This window comes from Streptomyces sp. NPDC047117, from assembly GCF_040643545.1.
Lineage (GTDB): Bacteria > Actinomycetota > Actinomycetes > Streptomycetales > Streptomycetaceae > Streptomyces.
The window spans coordinates 166232-182422 of sequence record NZ_JBEYUN010000009.1 but is presented as its reverse complement, the minus strand read 5'-3'; the positions used below and the strand labels follow the sequence as shown (position 1 = coordinate 182422).

Here is a 16191-nt window from a genome sequence, read left to right as displayed (position 1 = left end):
CTGGCTCACCTCCTGGGGAGCAGCAAAGAACGGTGCCATTCAAAAAAGACGGGAAGGACGGCACGCAAGACACGGAAGGCCGATATTCCCCCGCGTATCGTGCCGATACGGACCAGCTCGTGCTCTGGAGCGTCCACGACCACCCGTACGGCCGCAACCGGACGGGGCCCGGCGCGCAGCGCGGTGCCGAGCGTCGCGGCGGATTCCATGTCCACGGCGACCGCTCCCGCGGCGTGCAGCGCGGCCCGCTCGGTGCCGCGTACGACGTGGTCGCTGCCGAGCAGCAGCCCGGAGTGCACGGTCAGGCCACGCTCCTTCAGGGCCGCGACCATCGGCGTGTTGTCGCGGCAGACGCTCTCCGGACGGTCCGGCCGGTGCTCGCGGGTCGTCTCCGCGACGACCACGTCACCGGGGCGCATGCCGGGCGCGAGGCCGGCGCAGAAACCGCTGGCGACGACGGGCGAGGCCGCGGTGGGCGAACCGGCGGCGAGCGCGGCGCCGATGGCCCGCTCGGCCGCCTGCGGGCCCATGCCCGTACGGAGCACGGTGGCGCCCGGGCCGCCGCGCAGCGCGAGCCGCTCGATGCCGAGCGCGCAGGCAACGAGCAGCGGGGGCGGAGGACCCGGGACCGGGCCGGCCGGGGCGGTCATCTAGACCCCCGGAGCAGCACCGGCCGGACCGCCGCCCAGGTAGCGGCCGAGGGCCGTGAGCGGGAAGACCTGCCGGTAGAGGTGGTAGTTGATCGAGAAGTCCCAGGGGAAGCCGGTGCCGGTGAAGTAGGGCTCGTCCCAGGAGCCGTCCGGGCGCTGGGTCGCGGCGAGGTACTGCACCCCGCGCTCGACGGCCTTGCCGTCCCGCTCGCCGGCCGCGAGCAGCGCCATCAGCGCCCAGCCGGTCTGCGAGGCGGTGGAGGCGCCGCGCCCGATCCACTCCCGGTCCCGGTACGAGCGCTGGTCCTCGCCCCAGCCGCCGTCCTCGTTCTGCACCGACTCCAGCCAGCCGACGGCGCGGCGGATCGCGGGGTGCGAGACGGGCAGACCGGCCGCGGTCAGCGCGGGCAGCACGGAGCCGGTGCCGTAGACGTAGTTGGTGCCCCAGCGGCCGAACCACGCGCCGGTCGGGTCCTGCTCGGCCAGCAGCCATTCGATGCCGCGCCGGACGCGCGGGTCGTGGGTGGCGCCGACGTCCGCCGCCATCTCCACGACATGCGCGGTGACATCGGCCGACGGCGGGTCGATGACCTCGCCGAAGTCGCAGAAGGGCAGCCGGTCGGGGAAGGGGCTGGTGTTGTCGGCGTCGAAGGCGCCCCAGGCCCCGTTCTTCGACTGCATGCCGAGGTTCCAGCGCACGGCGCGGCGTACGGCGTCCTCGACGCGCTGCGGGTCCGGGTGCTCGACGCGGCGCAGGGCGAGGACGACCTCGGCGGTGTCGTCGATGTCGGGGTAGTTGTCGTTCTCGAACTCGAACGCCCAGCCGCCCGAGGGCAGCGTCGGCCTGCGTACGGTCCAGTCGCCGGGCCGGTCGATCTGCTCGTCCAGCATCCAGTCGGCGGCCTTGACCAGCTGCGGATGGTCCCGGGGCACGCCCGCGTCGGCGAGCGCGATGGTGGCGAGGCAGGTGTCCCAGACCGGGGACTGGCAGGCCTCGATCATGCGGACGGGGGCGCCCTCACCGTCCTCGCGCCATACCGTGAAGCGGTCCAGGGAGGCCAGGCCCTCGCGGAGGACGGGGTGCTTCAGGTCGTAGCCCAGCAGGTGCAGCGCGATGACCGAGTAGACCGCCGGGGGCTGGATGCCGCCCCAGCAGCCGTCGTTCTCCTGCCGCTCGACGATCCAGCGGGCCGCCGCGCGCATGGCGCTGCGGCGCAGCCGGCGCGGGGCGACGTTGTGGTAGAGGTGCAGCGCCTTGTCCAGGCGCTCGAAGACGCCGTCCCAGGTGGTGACGGGGGCGAGCGGACGCGGCGGGTTCGGGTTCCGCGGGTCGGTGTGCAGCTCGTCCAGCGCGAAGGGCGCGGGGCGCACGGGCCGCTCGGCCGAGACGATCGTCAGCGGGACGATGGTCTGCCGGGCCCAGCAGCCGAAGTCGTAGATGTTGAGCGGGAACCACTTCGGGAGGGCGATGAGCTCCGGCGGCAGCTCGGGCAGGTCCTCCCACTTCCACCAGCCGAAGAGGGCCAGCCAGATGCGGGTGAAGACCCGGGCGGCGGCGATGCCGCCGTGCGCGCGGATCCAGGCGGCGGCCCTGGCCATGTGGGGCGCGTCGGGCGCGTCACCCGCCAGGCGGAGCGCGACGTAGCCCTCGATCGTGGTGGACAGCTCGCCGGGCCCTCCGTAGAAGGAGGCCCAGGTGCCGTCGTCCCGCTGCTCGCCGCGGATGTGGCGCGCGGCGGCCTCGGTGGTCTTCTCGTCCCTGATGCCCAGGAACTGCCGGAGCATCAGATCCTCGGCGTCCATCGTCACGTTCGTGTCGAGGTCGCCCTTCCACCAGCCCGCGGAGTCCTGGAGGGAGAGAAGGTGTTCGGTGGCCCGGGCGGTTGCCCGCCGTGCCGCGCCCGTCACGTCTCCGAGGGGCGGGGCCTGAAGGTTCGGATCGGTGGTCTCAGCGTTGGCATCGCTGGCCGAAGGGGCCCGGGGCGGCAGGGCCCCGGTGCTTCCGTCGGTCGTCGCTGTCATGGCTTCCCCTTCTGCAGTGATCAAAGAAAAATGCATGGGGCTTCCGTCGGCCGGTGCCGGGCTCCCGGTATGGCGTACCGGGGGCCGGCGCCGGCCGGCGACTGCGATCTAGGTCGGGTTAATCGTGATCATCTCTTCCGTACGACGACGAAGTCCGCAAGGGCGACCAGCTGTGCGCGGACCTCTCCGGGCATGTCGATCTCGTCGAGCGCGGCGATCGCGGTGGCGTGCTGGCGGCGGGCCTCCTCCGAGGTCCACTCGCGGCCACCGGCCTCCTCGATGAGAGCTGCGCGGGAGGCGAACTCCGCCTCCGTGAAGTCGGCGATCTCGGTCTCGCTCTTCTTGGCGTCGGCGGCCAGGATGTGGGCGAGCTTCTCGGATGCCGGGCCGCCCGCGTCCAGGGCGGCGACGACCGGCAGCGACTTCTTGCGCTGCCGCAGGTCGGACCAGGTCTGCTTGCCGGTGGCCTCGGGGTCGCCCCAGATGCCGAGCAGGTCGTCGACGGCCTGGAAGGCGAGGCCGAGGTGGTAGCCGTACTTCTCCAGGCTGTCGGCCGTACGGTCGTCCGCGCCGCCGAGCACCGCGCCGATGGAGACGGCGCAGGCGAGCAGCGCGCCGGTCTTGTTGCCCTCCATCTCCAGGCACTCCGCGACGGTGACCCGGTCGCGGTGCTCGTAGGAGATGTCCTGGGCCTGGCCGTCGATCAGCTTGCGGGTGGCGACCGTGAGTCGGCGCGTCGCGCGTCCGGCGTCCACGGTCTCCAGCTCCAGCAGTATCTCGTTGGCGAGCGCGAAGAGCGCGTCACCGACCAGGATGGCCTGGGCCGGGCCGTGCACCTTCCACACGGTGTCGCGGTGGCGGCGCTGCTCGTCCCCGTCCATGAGGTCGTCGTGGAGCAGCGAGAAGTTGTGCACCAGCTCCACGGCGACGGCGCCGGGGATGCCGACCTCGGGCGCGGCGCCCGCGGCCTCCGCAGAGATCAGGGCGAGGGCCGGACGCACGGCCTTGCCGCCGTCGCCCGACGAGGGCGCTCCGGCGGCGTCGATCCAGCCGAAGTGGTACGCGGCCACGGTGTCCATGGGAGGCGCGAGCCGGTCAACGGCGGCCCGCAGCACCGGAGTGGCAAGCCTGCGCCCGCGCTCCAGGAGTGCGGCTACGCCCTCGGTATCGATTACTGGGGAAGCCGGGTTCACGGTTTCTCCTCTGTTTCCGGTGCTCGTGTTCGTGCGAGCGCGCGTACTCGTTGTCATGCCGCCTCCTGGGGCAGTGATCCCTGGGGGAAGCCGAGTTCGGTGAGTGCCTCGCGTGCGGCGCTGATGCCGCTGCGAACAGCGCTTTCCATGGTCGCGGGCCACCCGGTGGCGGTCCACGCACCGGCCAGGTACAGGCCGGTGGACTGAGTGCGGGCGGCGGGCCTGAGCCGGCCGACGCCCGGTGCGGGGGCGAACGTCGCGGTGCGCTCGCGGGTGACGAAGAAGTCGCGGACCTTCGCCCCGCGGGCTGCGGGCAGCACCCGCGCCAGCTCCGGGAGGTACCGCTCGCGCAGCACGCCGACCGGCAGATCGATCTCGTCCTGCGCGGCGGACTGCGAGACGGCGAGGTACTGCCCGCCGCCCTGCATGCCGGAGGCGTCCGTACGGTCGAAGACCCACTGCAGCGGCGAGCCGAGCGCCGCGAAGAACGGGCGGCGCAGCACCTTGCGGTCGTAGAGGACGTGCACGTTGAGGATCGGGGCCGTGCCGATGTCCAGCAGCCGGTCGGGGCGGTCCAGCGCGCCCGGCGGCAGCAGGCCGTGCGTCTCGCGCTGCGGCAGGGCCAGAACGACGGTCTCGGCGGCCAGCTGCTCCTGGCTGTGCGGGCCGTTCTCGACGGTGACCTGCCAGCGCTCCTCGTCGGTACGGGTGACGGCGGTGGCCCGCGTACGGGTCTCCACGCGCACCCCGGCCTTCTCCAGCGCCGTCCGGGCGAGGGTGTCGTGGACGTCGCCGAGCGGGACGCGGGACCAGCCGATGTCGGCGGCGCCCGGATCGGAGAGCAGGCCGGTCTTGAAGACCATGGCGGCGAGCCCGGCGGAGGCGTCACCGGCGCGGGCGTTGAGGGTCGCCACGCCGACCAGGTCCCACAGGGCCTCGACGGCACGCGGCGTCTGGCCGTGCCGGGCGAGCCAGCTCGCGAAGTCGATGCGGTCCAGCTCGGGGTCGGCCGGATCGAGGCCCTTCAGGGCGAGCGCGGCGCGGCCCACGGAGGCCCGCTCGGCGAGCGAGAGGTGCGGGTAGGTGGCCAGGCTCGCGGCGAGGTGCAGCGGTACGGGCAGGGCGGTGCGGCGCAGTCGGCCCAGGCGGGCGCCGGCGGCGGCCCGCGCGGGGTCGGCGTCGAGCACCGGTACGTCCAGGCGGTCCTGGACCGGCATCAGGTGCGCGCCGCCGACCCGCTCCAGGAAGTCCCGGTAGGCGGTGCAGCAGCGCAGGTAGACGTGCTGGCCGTTGTCCACGCTCAGCTCGCCGGCCGCGGAGTCGCGGCGGAACGAGAAGGCGAGCCCGCCCAGCCGCGGCCGGCCCTCGACGAGGGTGACGCGCAGCCCCGCTTCGGCGAGCGCGAGGGCGGCGGTGGTGCCCGCGAGGCCGCCGCCCACGACGACCGCCGCGGCGCCCCCGCCACCGGCAGCGCCGGTGGTGATGTGCGAGGCCGGCCGTGTGTCGGCGGAAGTCATGCGTCCTCCCGGATTGCTGCTGTCATTGACGCAGCGGTTGCCCGGAGGGTTGCCCGGGATTCCAGGGCGCGTACGGTGCGGACGTGCGCGGGCGCGCACCGGCTCGTTCGTGGTGTCATCCGCGCCTCCTGACGGCCTCTCGGCGGACGATCGCCCGCGCGTCCAGCCCGGAGAGGCCGCGGACGGCGACGAACGCCTTCTCATGGCCGGGCAGCGAGACCCGGCCGCGCAGCACGGCCTCGGGGTCGTCGGAGATCCGGCGGAGCAGGCGGTGGTAGATGCCGGCCATCGCGGCGACGCAGGCGCCGCTGCGCCGGTCGAGCATGGGCAGCAGCCGGAACCCCTCGGCGAACAGGGCGCGGGCCCGCCGTACTTCGAAGTGCACGAGGCCGGTGAAGTCCGCGCCCGGGGGCGGCACGGGACCGTGGAATCCCGCGGCGCAACCGAACTTCTCCAGATCCTCGGCGGGCAGGTACGTCCGCCCGTTGTCGGCGTCTTCCCGAACGTCCCGGAGAATATTGGTCAGCTGCAGGGCGAGCCCGAGCGTATCGGCGTACTCCGGGGCGCGATCCGCCTCCAGTGCGCCGGGCACGGTGCCGAACACGCCCAGCGAGAGCCGGCCGATGGCCCCCGCGACGCAGCGGCAGTAGCCCTTGAGGTCGTCCCAGGTCTCGTACGTCTCGCCGTGCACGTCCATCAGGACGCCGTCGATCAGCTCGTCCAGGCCGTCCAGCGGCAGCGGGAAGCGGTGCGCCGCGTCCGCGAGCGCGACCGCCACCGGATCGGTGTCGTCCTCCGCGACCTCGCCGTCCTTTATGCGCGCGAGCACACCACGGGTGTCCGCGAGCCGCTGCTCCTTCTCGGCAGGCGTCAGCGCGCCGTCGCCGATGTCGTCGACCCGGCGCGAGAACGCGTACAGCGCCGACATCGCCTGTCGCTTGTCGACGGGCAGCAGCCTGATTCCGTAAGCGAAGTTTCGTGCCTGCTGCCCGGTAACGGCCTCGCAGTAGCGGTACGCAGCGAGCACCGGCGCGGACGCGTGTGCGGTTGCCTCCACGGTCCGACTCACCCCTCTCTTCGCAGTGTCGCCCCTACCGCGCGCAGCAGACCGAGCTTGCTGGGCTTGGGCGGTCCAGGGAGGACGTCGTGGTCGGCGGCAGCCACCGCCTGAAGGGCAGCGCGTCCGCCGGCAACGAAGCCGGAGAGCAGCAGCTTGAGTCTGCCGTGGACGCTACCCACCAGCGGGGCACCTTCATTCAGCAGGTCACGGGCGCGTTCCGCCTCGAATGCAACGAGTGCGCGCGCCTGTGCGCCCCCCTTCGGAGCGGCCAGGTCGGTTTCGGAGACGCCGAAGCGCTTCATGTCCTCGGCGGGCAGATAGATCCGGTCCCGCCGCAGGTCCTCGGCGACGTCCTGGATGTGCTCGACGATCTGGAGGGCGGTGCAGACGGCGTCCGAACGGCGGATGCGCTCGGGCGTGCTCGTGCCCGTGATGCCCAGGACGAGCCGGCCCACGGGGTTGGCGGAGAGTTCGCAGTAGTCCAGCAGATCCGTGTAGCCGGGATAGCGGCTGACGCGCTGGTCCTGCCGGTTGGCCTCGATCAGGCGCTCGAACGGCTCAGGGCTCAGATCGCAGCGCCGTACGGTCGGGCCGAGGCGGCGCATGAGCGGGTGCCGGGGGCCGGGCGCGCGGTCGCTGTAGACCCGGCGCAGGTCGGCCTCCAGGGCGTCGAGCATGGCGAGGCGGTCCCCCGCCTGCGCGCGGTCGAGGCCGAGCAGCACGGCATCGGCGCCACCCGGCGCGAGGTCGCCGTCACCGATATCGTCGACCAGGCGTGCGAATCCGTAGACCGCCATCAGGTCGGCGCGCCAGGCGCGGGGCAGGAAGAACGGCGCGACGGGGAAGTTCTCGTGCGCGGCCTTGTCGAGGACGGCGCGCTCGGGCGCGGGCACGACAGGCTCCGGGCTCACCGGAGGCTGCCCGGCGCGTTCCGGAGCCGGAGAGATCCCGTAGCCATTGCCGTCACGTCTCCCGTTCTACACCGCCACGCTTAAACTGCATATTTCGGACACGCCGCAGCTGCGCGACCTGTCCGATCGGGGCGCCTATCGACGCCGTCGGACCATATTGCCCGACTTGCACCACATGTGCCGTTCGGCACCCGTACAGCTTACGCCGTACATCTCACACTCGTCCGAGGGGGTACCGAACCGCGAAGCAACGATCCGGACAACTCCGACAGGCGGACAACTGTTCTTGGAGTGGCCGGAGTTGACCGTCTTATGAGCAACGAAGGCCCCCGCGCCGAGAGGGCGCGGAGGCCTTCTTGCCGGGGTACGGGCTACTTGCCCGTTTCCTTCTCGTACGCCTTGATCACTTCGTCCGTGGGGCCGTCCATGAGGAGCTCGCCCTTCTCCAGCCACAGCACCCGGTCGCAGGTGTCCCGGATGGACTTGTTGTTGTGGCTGACCAGGAAGACCGTACCGGCCTCCTTGCGCAGCTCCCGGATGCGGGCCTCGGAGCGCTTCTGGAACTTCCGGTCGCCGGTGGCGAGGGCCTCGTCGATCATCAGGACGTCGTGGTCCTTGGCCGCGGCGATGGAGAACCGCAGGCGGGCAGCCATCCCGGAGGAGTAGGTCCGCATCGGCAGGGAGATGAAGTCGCCCTTTTCGTTGATGCCGGAGAAGTCGACGATGCTCTGGTACCGCTCGCGGACCTGGTCGCGGGACATGCCCATGGCCAGGCCGCCCAGGATCACGTTGCGCTCGCCGGTCAGGTCGTTCATCAGCGCCGCGTTCACGCCCAGCAGCGAGGGCTGGCCATGGGTGTAGACATGGCCCCGCTCGGCCGGCAGCAGTCCGGCCACCGCCTTGAGCAGGGTGGACTTGCCCGACCCGTTGGTGCCGATCAGCCCGATCGACTCGCCCCGGTAGGCGGTGAAGGACACCCCCTTGACCGCGTGCACCTCCCGCACGCCCGTGGAGGGCTTGCGGCGCACGATCCGGTTCAGCGCCGCGGTGGCACTGCCCCGGCCCGCACCCGTGCCGTAGACGCGGTAGACGATGTGCAGGTCATCGGCGATGACGGTGGGAATCCGCTCCTCGGCGGCCGCGGTGGCCTCCACCGCCGGCTGCTCCAGATCGGTGCTCTGCTGCTCAGCCACGGCCGTACCGCTCCTCCGCCTTCCAGAAGTACACGAAACCCACGATGCCCATGACGACCGCCCAGCCCAGCGCCAGCGCCCATACGTGCGGCGGCAGCTGCTCGTACTTGAACGAGTCGATCAGCGCGAAGCGCACCAGGTCGATGTAGACCGCGGCCGGATTCACATCCAGCAGGAAGTGCACGAAGCCCGGAACGTGCTTGCTCTTCATGATCTGGTCGATGCTGTACATCACGCCGGACGCGTACATCCACGTCCGCAGGATGAACGGCATCAGCTGCGCCAGGTCCGGGGTCTTGCTGCCCAGCCGCGCCATGATCATGGCCAGCCCGGTGTTGAAGACGAACTGCAGACACAGCGCCGGGATCGCCAGCAGCCACGACCAGCCCGGCACCTGCCCGAACGCCAGCAGGATCACCACGAGCACGCCCATGGAGAACATGAGCTGCTTGAGCTGCATCAGACAGAACGAGATCGGCAGGCAGGCGCGGGGGAAGTGCAGCGCCCGCACCAGCCCCAGATTGCCCGAGATCGCCCGCGTCCCCGCCAGCACCGAGCTCTGCGTGAACGTGAAGATGAAGACGCCCGTGACCAGGAACGGCACGAAGTCCGGCACGCCCCGGCTGGTGCCGAGGAGCAGGCCGAAGATCAGGTAGTAGACCAGCGCGTTCAGCAGCGGCGTGGCCACCTGCCACAGCTGGCCCAGCTTGGCCTGGCTGTACTGGGCGGTCAGCTTGGCGCTGGAGAACGCCGCGATGAAGTGGCGCCGCTGCCACAGCTGCCGCACGTACCCCGGCAGGCTCGGCCGGGCGCCGCTCTGCGTCAGCCCGTACTTCTGGGCCAGCCGCACCGGCGTGAGCCCCTCTTCCGGGGCCCGCTGGGCATTCACGGCGACCGCACTGTCGTGCCTGGTCTCGCTCACAGTTGACACTCTCGTCCTCAAGGGGCGCTTCCCGGAGTGAGGTGGGTACCCCGGGCAGCGCCGGATGCTGCTCTCGCCCCGAGCTTGTCAGATGACCGGAGGCCGGCCCAGTCGGGTCAGGCGCCACACGGTACGCCACTTCATGGGGCGCCTGGGGCCGCACGGCTTGGTCCAGCCCTCCTTGAAACCGCCCAGCCAGGCCCGCAGCCCCGGCAGCGACGGGCGCCGCGCGAGGGTCAGCAGCAGCCATACCCCGAGGTACACCGGTACCAGCGGGGCGGGCAGGTTCCGGCGCGCCAGCCACACCCGATTGCGCGCCACCATCCGGTGGTACACGGCGTGCCGGGTGGGCGCCATGGTCGGGTGCAGCAGGACCATGTCGGAGCGGTAGTCGATCATCCAGCCCGCGTCCAGGGCCCGCCAGGCGAGGTCGGTCTCCTCGTGGGCGTAGAAGAAGTCGTCGGGCAGCCCGCCGACCTCGTCGAAGACCTTCGTGCGGACCGCGTTCGCGCCGCCGAGGAAGGTCGTGACGCGGGAGGAGCGCATCGGATCGGACGCGCGCAGCCGCGGTACGTGGCGGCGCTGGGTCTCCCCGGTGTCCGGGTCCGCGATGCGGAAGCTGATGATGCCGAGCTCCGGGTCGTGGGCGAACGCCTCGCGGCACAGCTCGGCCGTGTCCATGGTGGCGAGCAGGCCGTCGTCGTCGAGGAAGAGCAGGACGTCCTTCTCCGACCCGCCGGGCCCGAAGGCCTCGATCCCGACGTTCCGGCCCGCCGGGATGCCGACGTTCTCCGGCAGCTCCACGGTCCGTACGCCCTCGGGCAGCTCCGGCAGCGGCGAGCCGTTGCCGACGACCACGACCTCGACCGCGTCGCCGTTCTGCTTGGCGACGGAGTCGAGGAGCGCGCGCAGCTCCTCGGGGCGGTTGCCCATGGTGAGGACGACCGCGCCGAGCTTCAGGTTCTGGGGAGTCTGAGTCACTTGAGCCTGCTTGAAGCCATGATGGAAACGAGGTGCAGCAACGTCTGGAGGAGCGCGATACCGGCCAGCACCGCGACGCCGAGCCGCGAGAAGAACAGGTCTCCGCGGATCGTGTCGAGGACCGCCAGGACCAGGATCAGCAGCGACGCCTCGATCCCGAGGATCAGCCGGTGGAACTGGAGCGCGGCCGCTGCCTTGCGGGCCAGCGCCATGCCGGACGAGCGCGGCACGGACGCCGACTCCTGGACCGGCGGCTTCCCGGTCTGGTGGCGGGCGACGCCGACGAGGTCCGTCTCCGCCTTGATCATGATCGCGCCGACCGCGGCGAGGGTGCCGAGGAACGCCCACAGCCAGTCGATCCGCCCGGAGCCCCACAGGTCGGCGGCGCGCAGACCGAAGCCGACCAGCACGGCGGCGTCGGTCAGGTAGGCGCCGACCCGGTCCAGGTACACGCCGCCCAGCGAGTACTGCTCACGCCAGCGGGCGATCTCGCCGTCGACGCAGTCGAGCAGCAGATAGAGCTGGACCGCGACGACGCCGAGGACGGCGCCCGCGATCCCCGGCACCAGGAGTGCCGGGGCCGCGAGCACGCCGAAGACGGTCATCAGGTAGGTCAGCTGGTTGGGCGTGATCCTGGTGTTCACCAGGTAGCGGTCGCAGCGCAGCGAGATCTCTCGCATGTACAGGCGGCCCGCCCAGTGCTCACCGCTGCGGCGGTCCTTCACCCCTGCGGGGTGAACGACGGGCCGGAGTTCAGCTACCGATGGCCTTGGCATAGTCGAGGTATGCGTCCTTGATCTGGTCGGATTTCAGGTTGAGGTGTTCGAGGATCGTGTAGCGCCCGGGTCGCGTCTGCGGGGCGTACTCCACGACCTGCACGAACTCGTCCACGGTGAAGCCGATCTCCTCCGGCAGGACCGGCAGGCCGTGACGGCGGAGAACCTCTGCCATGAACACCGACTCCTCGTGGGCCCCGCGCAGATGCATCGCGAAGGCCGCACCCAGGCCGCACTGCTCGCCGTGGCTGGCCGCGCGCTTGGGGAAGAGGAGGTCGAAGGCGTGGTTGATCTCGTGGCAGGCGCCGGACGCCGGGCGGGAGTCGCCCGACACGGACATCGCGATACCGGTGAGGACCAGGCCCTCGGCGAGCACCTGCAGGAAGCCGTCGTCGCCGACGCCACCGGGGTGGCGCAGTACGGCCTCGCCGGCCTGGCGCGCCATGGCCGCCGCGAGCCCGTCGATGTCCTCGCCGCGCTCGCGGGCCGCGAGCTCCCAGTCCCGGATCGCGGAGATGTTGGACAGGGCGTCGCCGATGCCGGAGCGGACGAAGCGGACCGGTGCCTCGCGGATCACATCGAGGTCGATGACCACCGCGATGGGGTTCGGCACGCCGTACGAGCCGCGGCCCGCGTCGTTGTCCAGCGTCGCGACGGGCGAGCAGAGGCCGTCGTGCGACAGGTTCGTCGCGACGGCGACCAGCGGCAGGCCCACTCGCGCCGCGGCGAACTTGGCGCAGTCGATGATCTTGCCGCCGCCGAGGCCCACGACCGCGTCGAAGCGGCCCCGCTTCTTCATGGCGTCGGCGAGCTTGATGGCGTCGTCGAGCGTGCCACCCCCCACCTCGAACCACTCGGCGCTGGGCAGCGCCGGCGCGAGCCGCTCACGCAGCACGGAGCCGGAGCCGCCGCTGATGGCGATGGCGAGCTTGCCCGACGACGAGATCCTCTGGTCCGCCAGGACACCGGCCAGGTCGTTGAGCGCCCCCGGCCGGATGTCGACGACGAGCGGCGAGGGGATGAGCCTCGTCAGTACTGGCATGCGATTTCACGGCCCTTCGCGAGGTCGTCGTGGTTGTCGATCTCGACCCACTTGACATCGCCGATCGGGGCCACGTCGATCCGGAAGCCGCGGTTCACGAGCTCCTGGTAGCCGTGCTCGTAGAACTGCTGCGGGTCCGCCTCGAAGACGGTCTTCAGCGCGTCGGCCAGCTCGTCGGCGGCCTCGCCCTCGATGAGGGTGACGCCGATGTACTCACCGGTGGCCTCGGCCGGGTCCATCAGCTTGGTGATCTTCGTCATGCCCTTGTCGGGGTCGACGACGACCTTCATCTCCTCGTCGGCCAGGTCCTTGACCGTGTCCAGCGCGAGGATGATCTTCTTGCCGTCGCCGCGCGCGGCGAGCAGGGTCTTCTCGACGGAGACCGGGTGCACGGTGTCGCCGTTGGCGAGGATCACGTCGTGCTTGATCGCGTCACGACCGCACCAGAGGGAGTAGGCGTTGTTCCACTCCTCGGCCTTGTCGTTGTCGATCAGCGTGAGCTTGAGGCCGTACTTCTGCTCCAGGGCCTCCTTGCGCTCGTACACGGCCTCCTTGCGGTAGCCGACGATGATCCCGACCTCGGTCAGGCCGATCTCGGCGAAGTTGCCGAGGGTGAGGTCGAGGATGGTCGTGTCGCCGTCGACCGGCACCAGGGCCTTGGGGAGGGTGTCGGTGTAGGGACGCAGACGCCGTCCGGCGCCGGCCGCCAGCACGAGGCCGATCATGCGGGTTCTCCTTCGTCGTGTACGGCGGGTGCATGGGAGGACACCCAGAAGCGGATGCTCTCGGTGAGCACCAGCAGCGCCAGGGCCCCCGCAAGGACCGTGAGCGCGATTGTGAAACCTGAGATGGGCAGTGCGGCCGCGGCGATGGTGACCACGAGGGCGCGGCCCTCGTGCCCGCCGGTCGCCCGCACCAGGGCGCGCGGGGGCGCGCCGCTGCCGCCGCGGATGCGGTACACCGTGTCGTAGTGATGGTAGGCGACCGCGGCCACCAGCCCGAATGCCGCCGGCAACGCTCCGTTCACCTCGGAGCGGGCCGCAATCACCAGAATCGCGACGTATTCGCCGATGCGGAAGAGCGGCGGCACGAGCCAGTCGAGCGCGCCCTTGAGGGGGCGGGCGACGGCAAGTCCGGAGAGTACGGCGTAGCCGAGCGCGGCCACGCAGACCCAGGGGCTGCCCCAGCCGGCGAACGCGGCGGTGGCGATCATCACAGCGGCGCCGGCGGCGGCGATCACGGGGGCCGCGAAGCCGGGGAGCTTGCGGGCCGCGCCCTTGAAGGCGGCCGCGAAGCCCTCCGCGAGCGGCCCGGAGTCGCCGAGGTCGGCGAGCGCCTGCGCGGCGCGGTCGGTACTCCCCCAGCTACCGCTGGGAGGTGCCCCCATCGCTTCGCTCGCCCTGCGGGTCAGCGAGCGCAGTACGCGGCCCGCCGTGGTGTAGCAGGCGGCCAGCGCGCAGCCGACGAGCAGCACCCAGAAGACGATGCGGGGCGTGGTGCAGGCGGTGAGGACCGCGATCAGGGCCCAGCGCTCACCGATCGGCAGCACGATCATCCGGCGGGCCCAGACCGTCCAGCCGACGCTGTCGAGCTTGTCGGAGAGGGCCGCGGTGGGACTGGTGTTGGCGGTGGCGTCGTGGTTCGCCTCGTTGAAGGAGAAGTCCACGACATGCCGGACCGTCTGCAGCACCATGGCACCGAGCGCGAGGGCCCAGACGTCGTCCCCGCCGCGGGCCGCGCCGAGCGCCAGGCCCGCGTAGTACGCGTACTCCTTGGCACGGTCGAACGTCGCGTCGAGCCAGGCGCCCATCGTCGAGTACTGCAGGGAGTAGCGGGCGAGCTGCCCGTCCGTGCAGTCCAGGACGAAGGAGAAGAGGAGGAGCAGCCCGGCGGCGATGAAGCCGCCGCGGGTGCCGGTGGCCGCGCAGCCCGCCGCGATCAGCGCGGTGAGCAGGGACGCGGTGGTGACCTGGTTCGGGGTGAGGCCGCGCCGCGCGCACCAGCGGGCGATGTACTTGGAGTACGGGCTGATGCAGTACGTGGTGAAGAACCCGTCGCGGGACTTCACGGCGGTCCGCAGCCGTACGGCCTCGTCGTCCACGGCGCTCACGGCCGCCCGCGCCTCGTGACGCTGCTGTGCGCCGGAGGGTACGGAGGCGACCAGCGAGCCGAGCTCGGGGTGGTGCACCGATACGCCCTCGGCGTCGAGCGCCGTGGCGACGGCGTCCGGGAGCCCGTCGGCGGAGTCCGCCGTGGCGAGCGCGCGGGTGAGCGCGGCGCGCGCCTCGGGCTGCGCCGTGAGCGCGCCGGTGACCGCCGCGGCCGGGAAGCGGGGGTCGGTCAGGGCCAGGCGCAGGCTGTGCAGGTGGCCGACGAACCGGGCGTCGACCAGCGCGACCCGGCGGCCTGCGGGGACCTCGGCCAGCAGCCGGGCCGCATCGGCGGCGTCGGCCGCGCTGCGGACGTCGAAGCCCAGCTCGCGCAGGTCGCCCTCGAGCGGCGACCCGGCGACCGGCGCACCGGTGAGGATTGCGGTCGACAGACGAATTCACTCCCTGAATGCTGGCAAGGCCGCCGGCCGGTCCGCATTCGGTACGAACTACCCGGGCAGCAGTCGTGGCACACCTCGGGCCCCGGAGGGGTCGGTGGCACGTCGGCAGAGGTTAGCGGATCGCCGGATGCGGCCGTTCACCACGCATTCACCGCCCGGTGGCCGACCGGCGGCGGCGTCTGCCGCGATCATCATGGTGGATCTTGCCGTCGATGAACAACTGCGGCGCTGGTTAGGGTGCCGGTTATGACATGGCTGATCACAGGTGGGACGGGTTATATCGGCGCGCATGTGGCGAGGGCCATGGTGGCGGCGGGCGAGCAGGTCGTCGTGCTCGACGACGTCTCCAGTGGATACCCCGCCCGGCTGCCCGCCGGGGTGCCTCTGGTGCGCGCTTCGGTACAGGACCGTGACGTGGTGGACGCCACGCTCGCGGAGCACGGCGTGACCGGCGTCATCCACCTCGCCGCGAAGAAGCAGGTCGGCGAGTCGGTGGAGCAGCCGCTGACGTACTACAGGGAGAACGTGCACGGGCTGACCGTGCTGCTGGAGGCGGTGGCCGCGGCCGGCGTGCGCCGCTTCGTCCTCTCCTCGTCGGCGGCGGTGTACGGCATGCCGGACGTCGACCTCGTCACCGAGGACACCCCGTGCACGCCGATGAATCCCTACGGCGAGACCAAGCTCGCGGGCGAGTGGCTGGTGCGCGCCGCGGGCCGGGCGCACGGCATCGCGACCGCCTGCCTGCGTTACTTCAACGTGGCGGGTGCGGCGGCGCCGGAACTGGCGGACGTCGGGGTCTTCAACATCATTCCGATGATGTTCGAGAAGGTGACCGCCGGGGAGCCGCCGCGGATCTTCGGCGACGACTACGACACCCCCGACGGCACCTGCGTCCGGGACTACATCCACGTCGAGGATCTGGCCGAGGCGCACCTCGCCGCGGCCCGCCGGCTCACAGACCTCGACAGCCCGAAGGACCTCACGCTCAACGTCGGCACCGGCCAGGGCGTCTCCGTACGGGAAATGGCCGACCTGGTGCTCGGGGTCAGCGGCCGCCATGACCTGACGCCCGTCGTCGAGGCGCGGCGGGCCGGTGACCCGGCACGGGTGGTCGCCTCGTGCGAGCGGGCGACCAGGGAGCTGGGCTGGCGCGCCCGGCACGGCATCGACGCGATGGTCGGCTCGGCCTGGGAGGGCTGGTGCCGCCACCATCCGGAGGCTCGTGGGGCCGCTGAGGAGGGCGCACGGTCGGCTTGAGACGGCGCGTAACGGCTGCTGCGCGCCGCCTGTTCTGCCACGCCGCACACGGTGCGGCACTGTGCCACTGATACGGGCGCTACTAGGGCAGACTGAACATCGAGGACCGACCGAGA

General features: G+C 71.6%; 14 protein-coding genes. 1 reads left to right on the top strand and 13 read right to left on the bottom strand.

Annotation, left to right across the window (positions count from 1 at the left end):
• Positions 1–5: 5 nt before the first annotated feature.
• From ABZ840_RS19460 to ABZ840_RS19400, 13 genes are all read right to left on the bottom strand, one after another.
• Complete coding sequence (locus ABZ840_RS19460) at positions 6–650, bottom strand: 1-hydroxy-2-methyl-2-butenyl 4-diphosphate reductase (RefSeq protein WP_361561232.1); 645 nt, start codon at positions 648–650, stop codon at positions 6–8.
• Positions 651–2672: a squalene--hopene cyclase gene (shc, locus tag ABZ840_RS19455; RefSeq protein WP_361561230.1), complete on the bottom strand. Its 2022-nt coding sequence runs from the start codon at positions 2670–2672 to the stop codon at positions 651–653.
• 128 nt (positions 2673–2800) lie between these two features.
• Positions 2801–3865, bottom strand: coding sequence for a polyprenyl synthetase family protein (locus ABZ840_RS19450; RefSeq protein ID WP_361561228.1), 1065 nt, complete (start codon positions 3863–3865; stop codon positions 2801–2803).
• 53 nt (positions 3866–3918) lie between these two features.
• Entirely contained in the window at positions 3919–5382 is a 1464-nt protein-coding gene (gene hpnE, locus ABZ840_RS19445; protein ID WP_361561226.1) for a hydroxysqualene dehydroxylase HpnE, read from the bottom strand.
• A 115-nt stretch (positions 5383–5497) separates the two neighbouring features.
• Complete coding sequence (gene hpnD, locus ABZ840_RS19440; protein WP_361561224.1) at positions 5498–6439, bottom strand: presqualene diphosphate synthase HpnD; 942 nt, start codon at positions 6437–6439, stop codon at positions 5498–5500.
• 8 nt (positions 6440–6447) lie between these two features.
• The gene (hpnC, locus tag ABZ840_RS19435; RefSeq protein ID WP_361561222.1) at positions 6448–7335 is read right to left on the bottom strand and encodes a squalene synthase HpnC; all 888 of its coding nucleotides are present in this window, start codon (positions 7333–7335) and stop codon (positions 6448–6450) included.
• A gap of 389 nt (positions 7336–7724) precedes the next feature.
• Complete coding sequence (locus ABZ840_RS19430) at positions 7725–8522, bottom strand: ABC transporter ATP-binding protein (protein ID WP_361561438.1); 798 nt, start codon at positions 8520–8522, stop codon at positions 7725–7727.
• A 16-nt stretch (positions 8523–8538) separates the two neighbouring features.
• Positions 8539–9468 carry an ABC transporter permease gene (locus ABZ840_RS19425; RefSeq protein WP_361561220.1) on the bottom strand — a complete coding sequence of 310 codons (930 nt, stop codon included), beginning with the start codon at positions 9466–9468 and terminating at the stop codon, positions 8539–8541.
• Positions 9469–9555: 87 nt separating this feature from the next.
• Positions 9556–10428 carry a glycosyltransferase gene (locus tag ABZ840_RS19420; protein WP_361561437.1) on the bottom strand — a complete coding sequence of 291 codons (873 nt, stop codon included), beginning with the start codon at positions 10426–10428 and terminating at the stop codon, positions 9556–9558.
• Positions 10429–10445: 17 nt separating this feature from the next.
• On the bottom strand, positions 10446–11225 hold the full coding sequence (locus ABZ840_RS19415; protein WP_361561218.1) for a CDP-alcohol phosphatidyltransferase family protein: 780 nt from the start codon (positions 11223–11225) through the stop codon (positions 10446–10448).
• Complete coding sequence (locus ABZ840_RS19410; protein ID WP_361561216.1) at positions 11203–12267, bottom strand: iron-containing alcohol dehydrogenase family protein; 1065 nt, start codon at positions 12265–12267, stop codon at positions 11203–11205. The genes ABZ840_RS19415 and ABZ840_RS19410 overlap by 23 nt, the downstream gene beginning before the upstream one ends.
• Positions 12255–12992, bottom strand: coding sequence for a phosphocholine cytidylyltransferase family protein (locus ABZ840_RS19405; RefSeq protein ID WP_052866632.1), 738 nt, complete (start codon positions 12990–12992; stop codon positions 12255–12257). The genes ABZ840_RS19410 and ABZ840_RS19405 overlap by 13 nt, the downstream gene beginning before the upstream one ends.
• A complete protein-coding gene (locus ABZ840_RS19400) occupies positions 12989–14809 on the bottom strand; it encodes a DUF5941 domain-containing protein (protein WP_361561436.1) in 1821 nt (606 codons plus the stop codon). Before ABZ840_RS19400 ends, ABZ840_RS19405 begins: the two co-directional genes overlap by 4 nt.
• A gap of 255 nt (positions 14810–15064) precedes the next feature.
• Here ABZ840_RS19400 and galE point away from each other — a divergent pair, with 255 nt between their 5' ends.
• Positions 15065–16075: a UDP-glucose 4-epimerase GalE gene (galE, locus tag ABZ840_RS19395; protein ID WP_361561214.1), complete on the top strand. Its 1011-nt coding sequence runs from the start codon at positions 15065–15067 to the stop codon at positions 16073–16075.
• Positions 16076–16191: the final 116 nt, after the last annotated feature.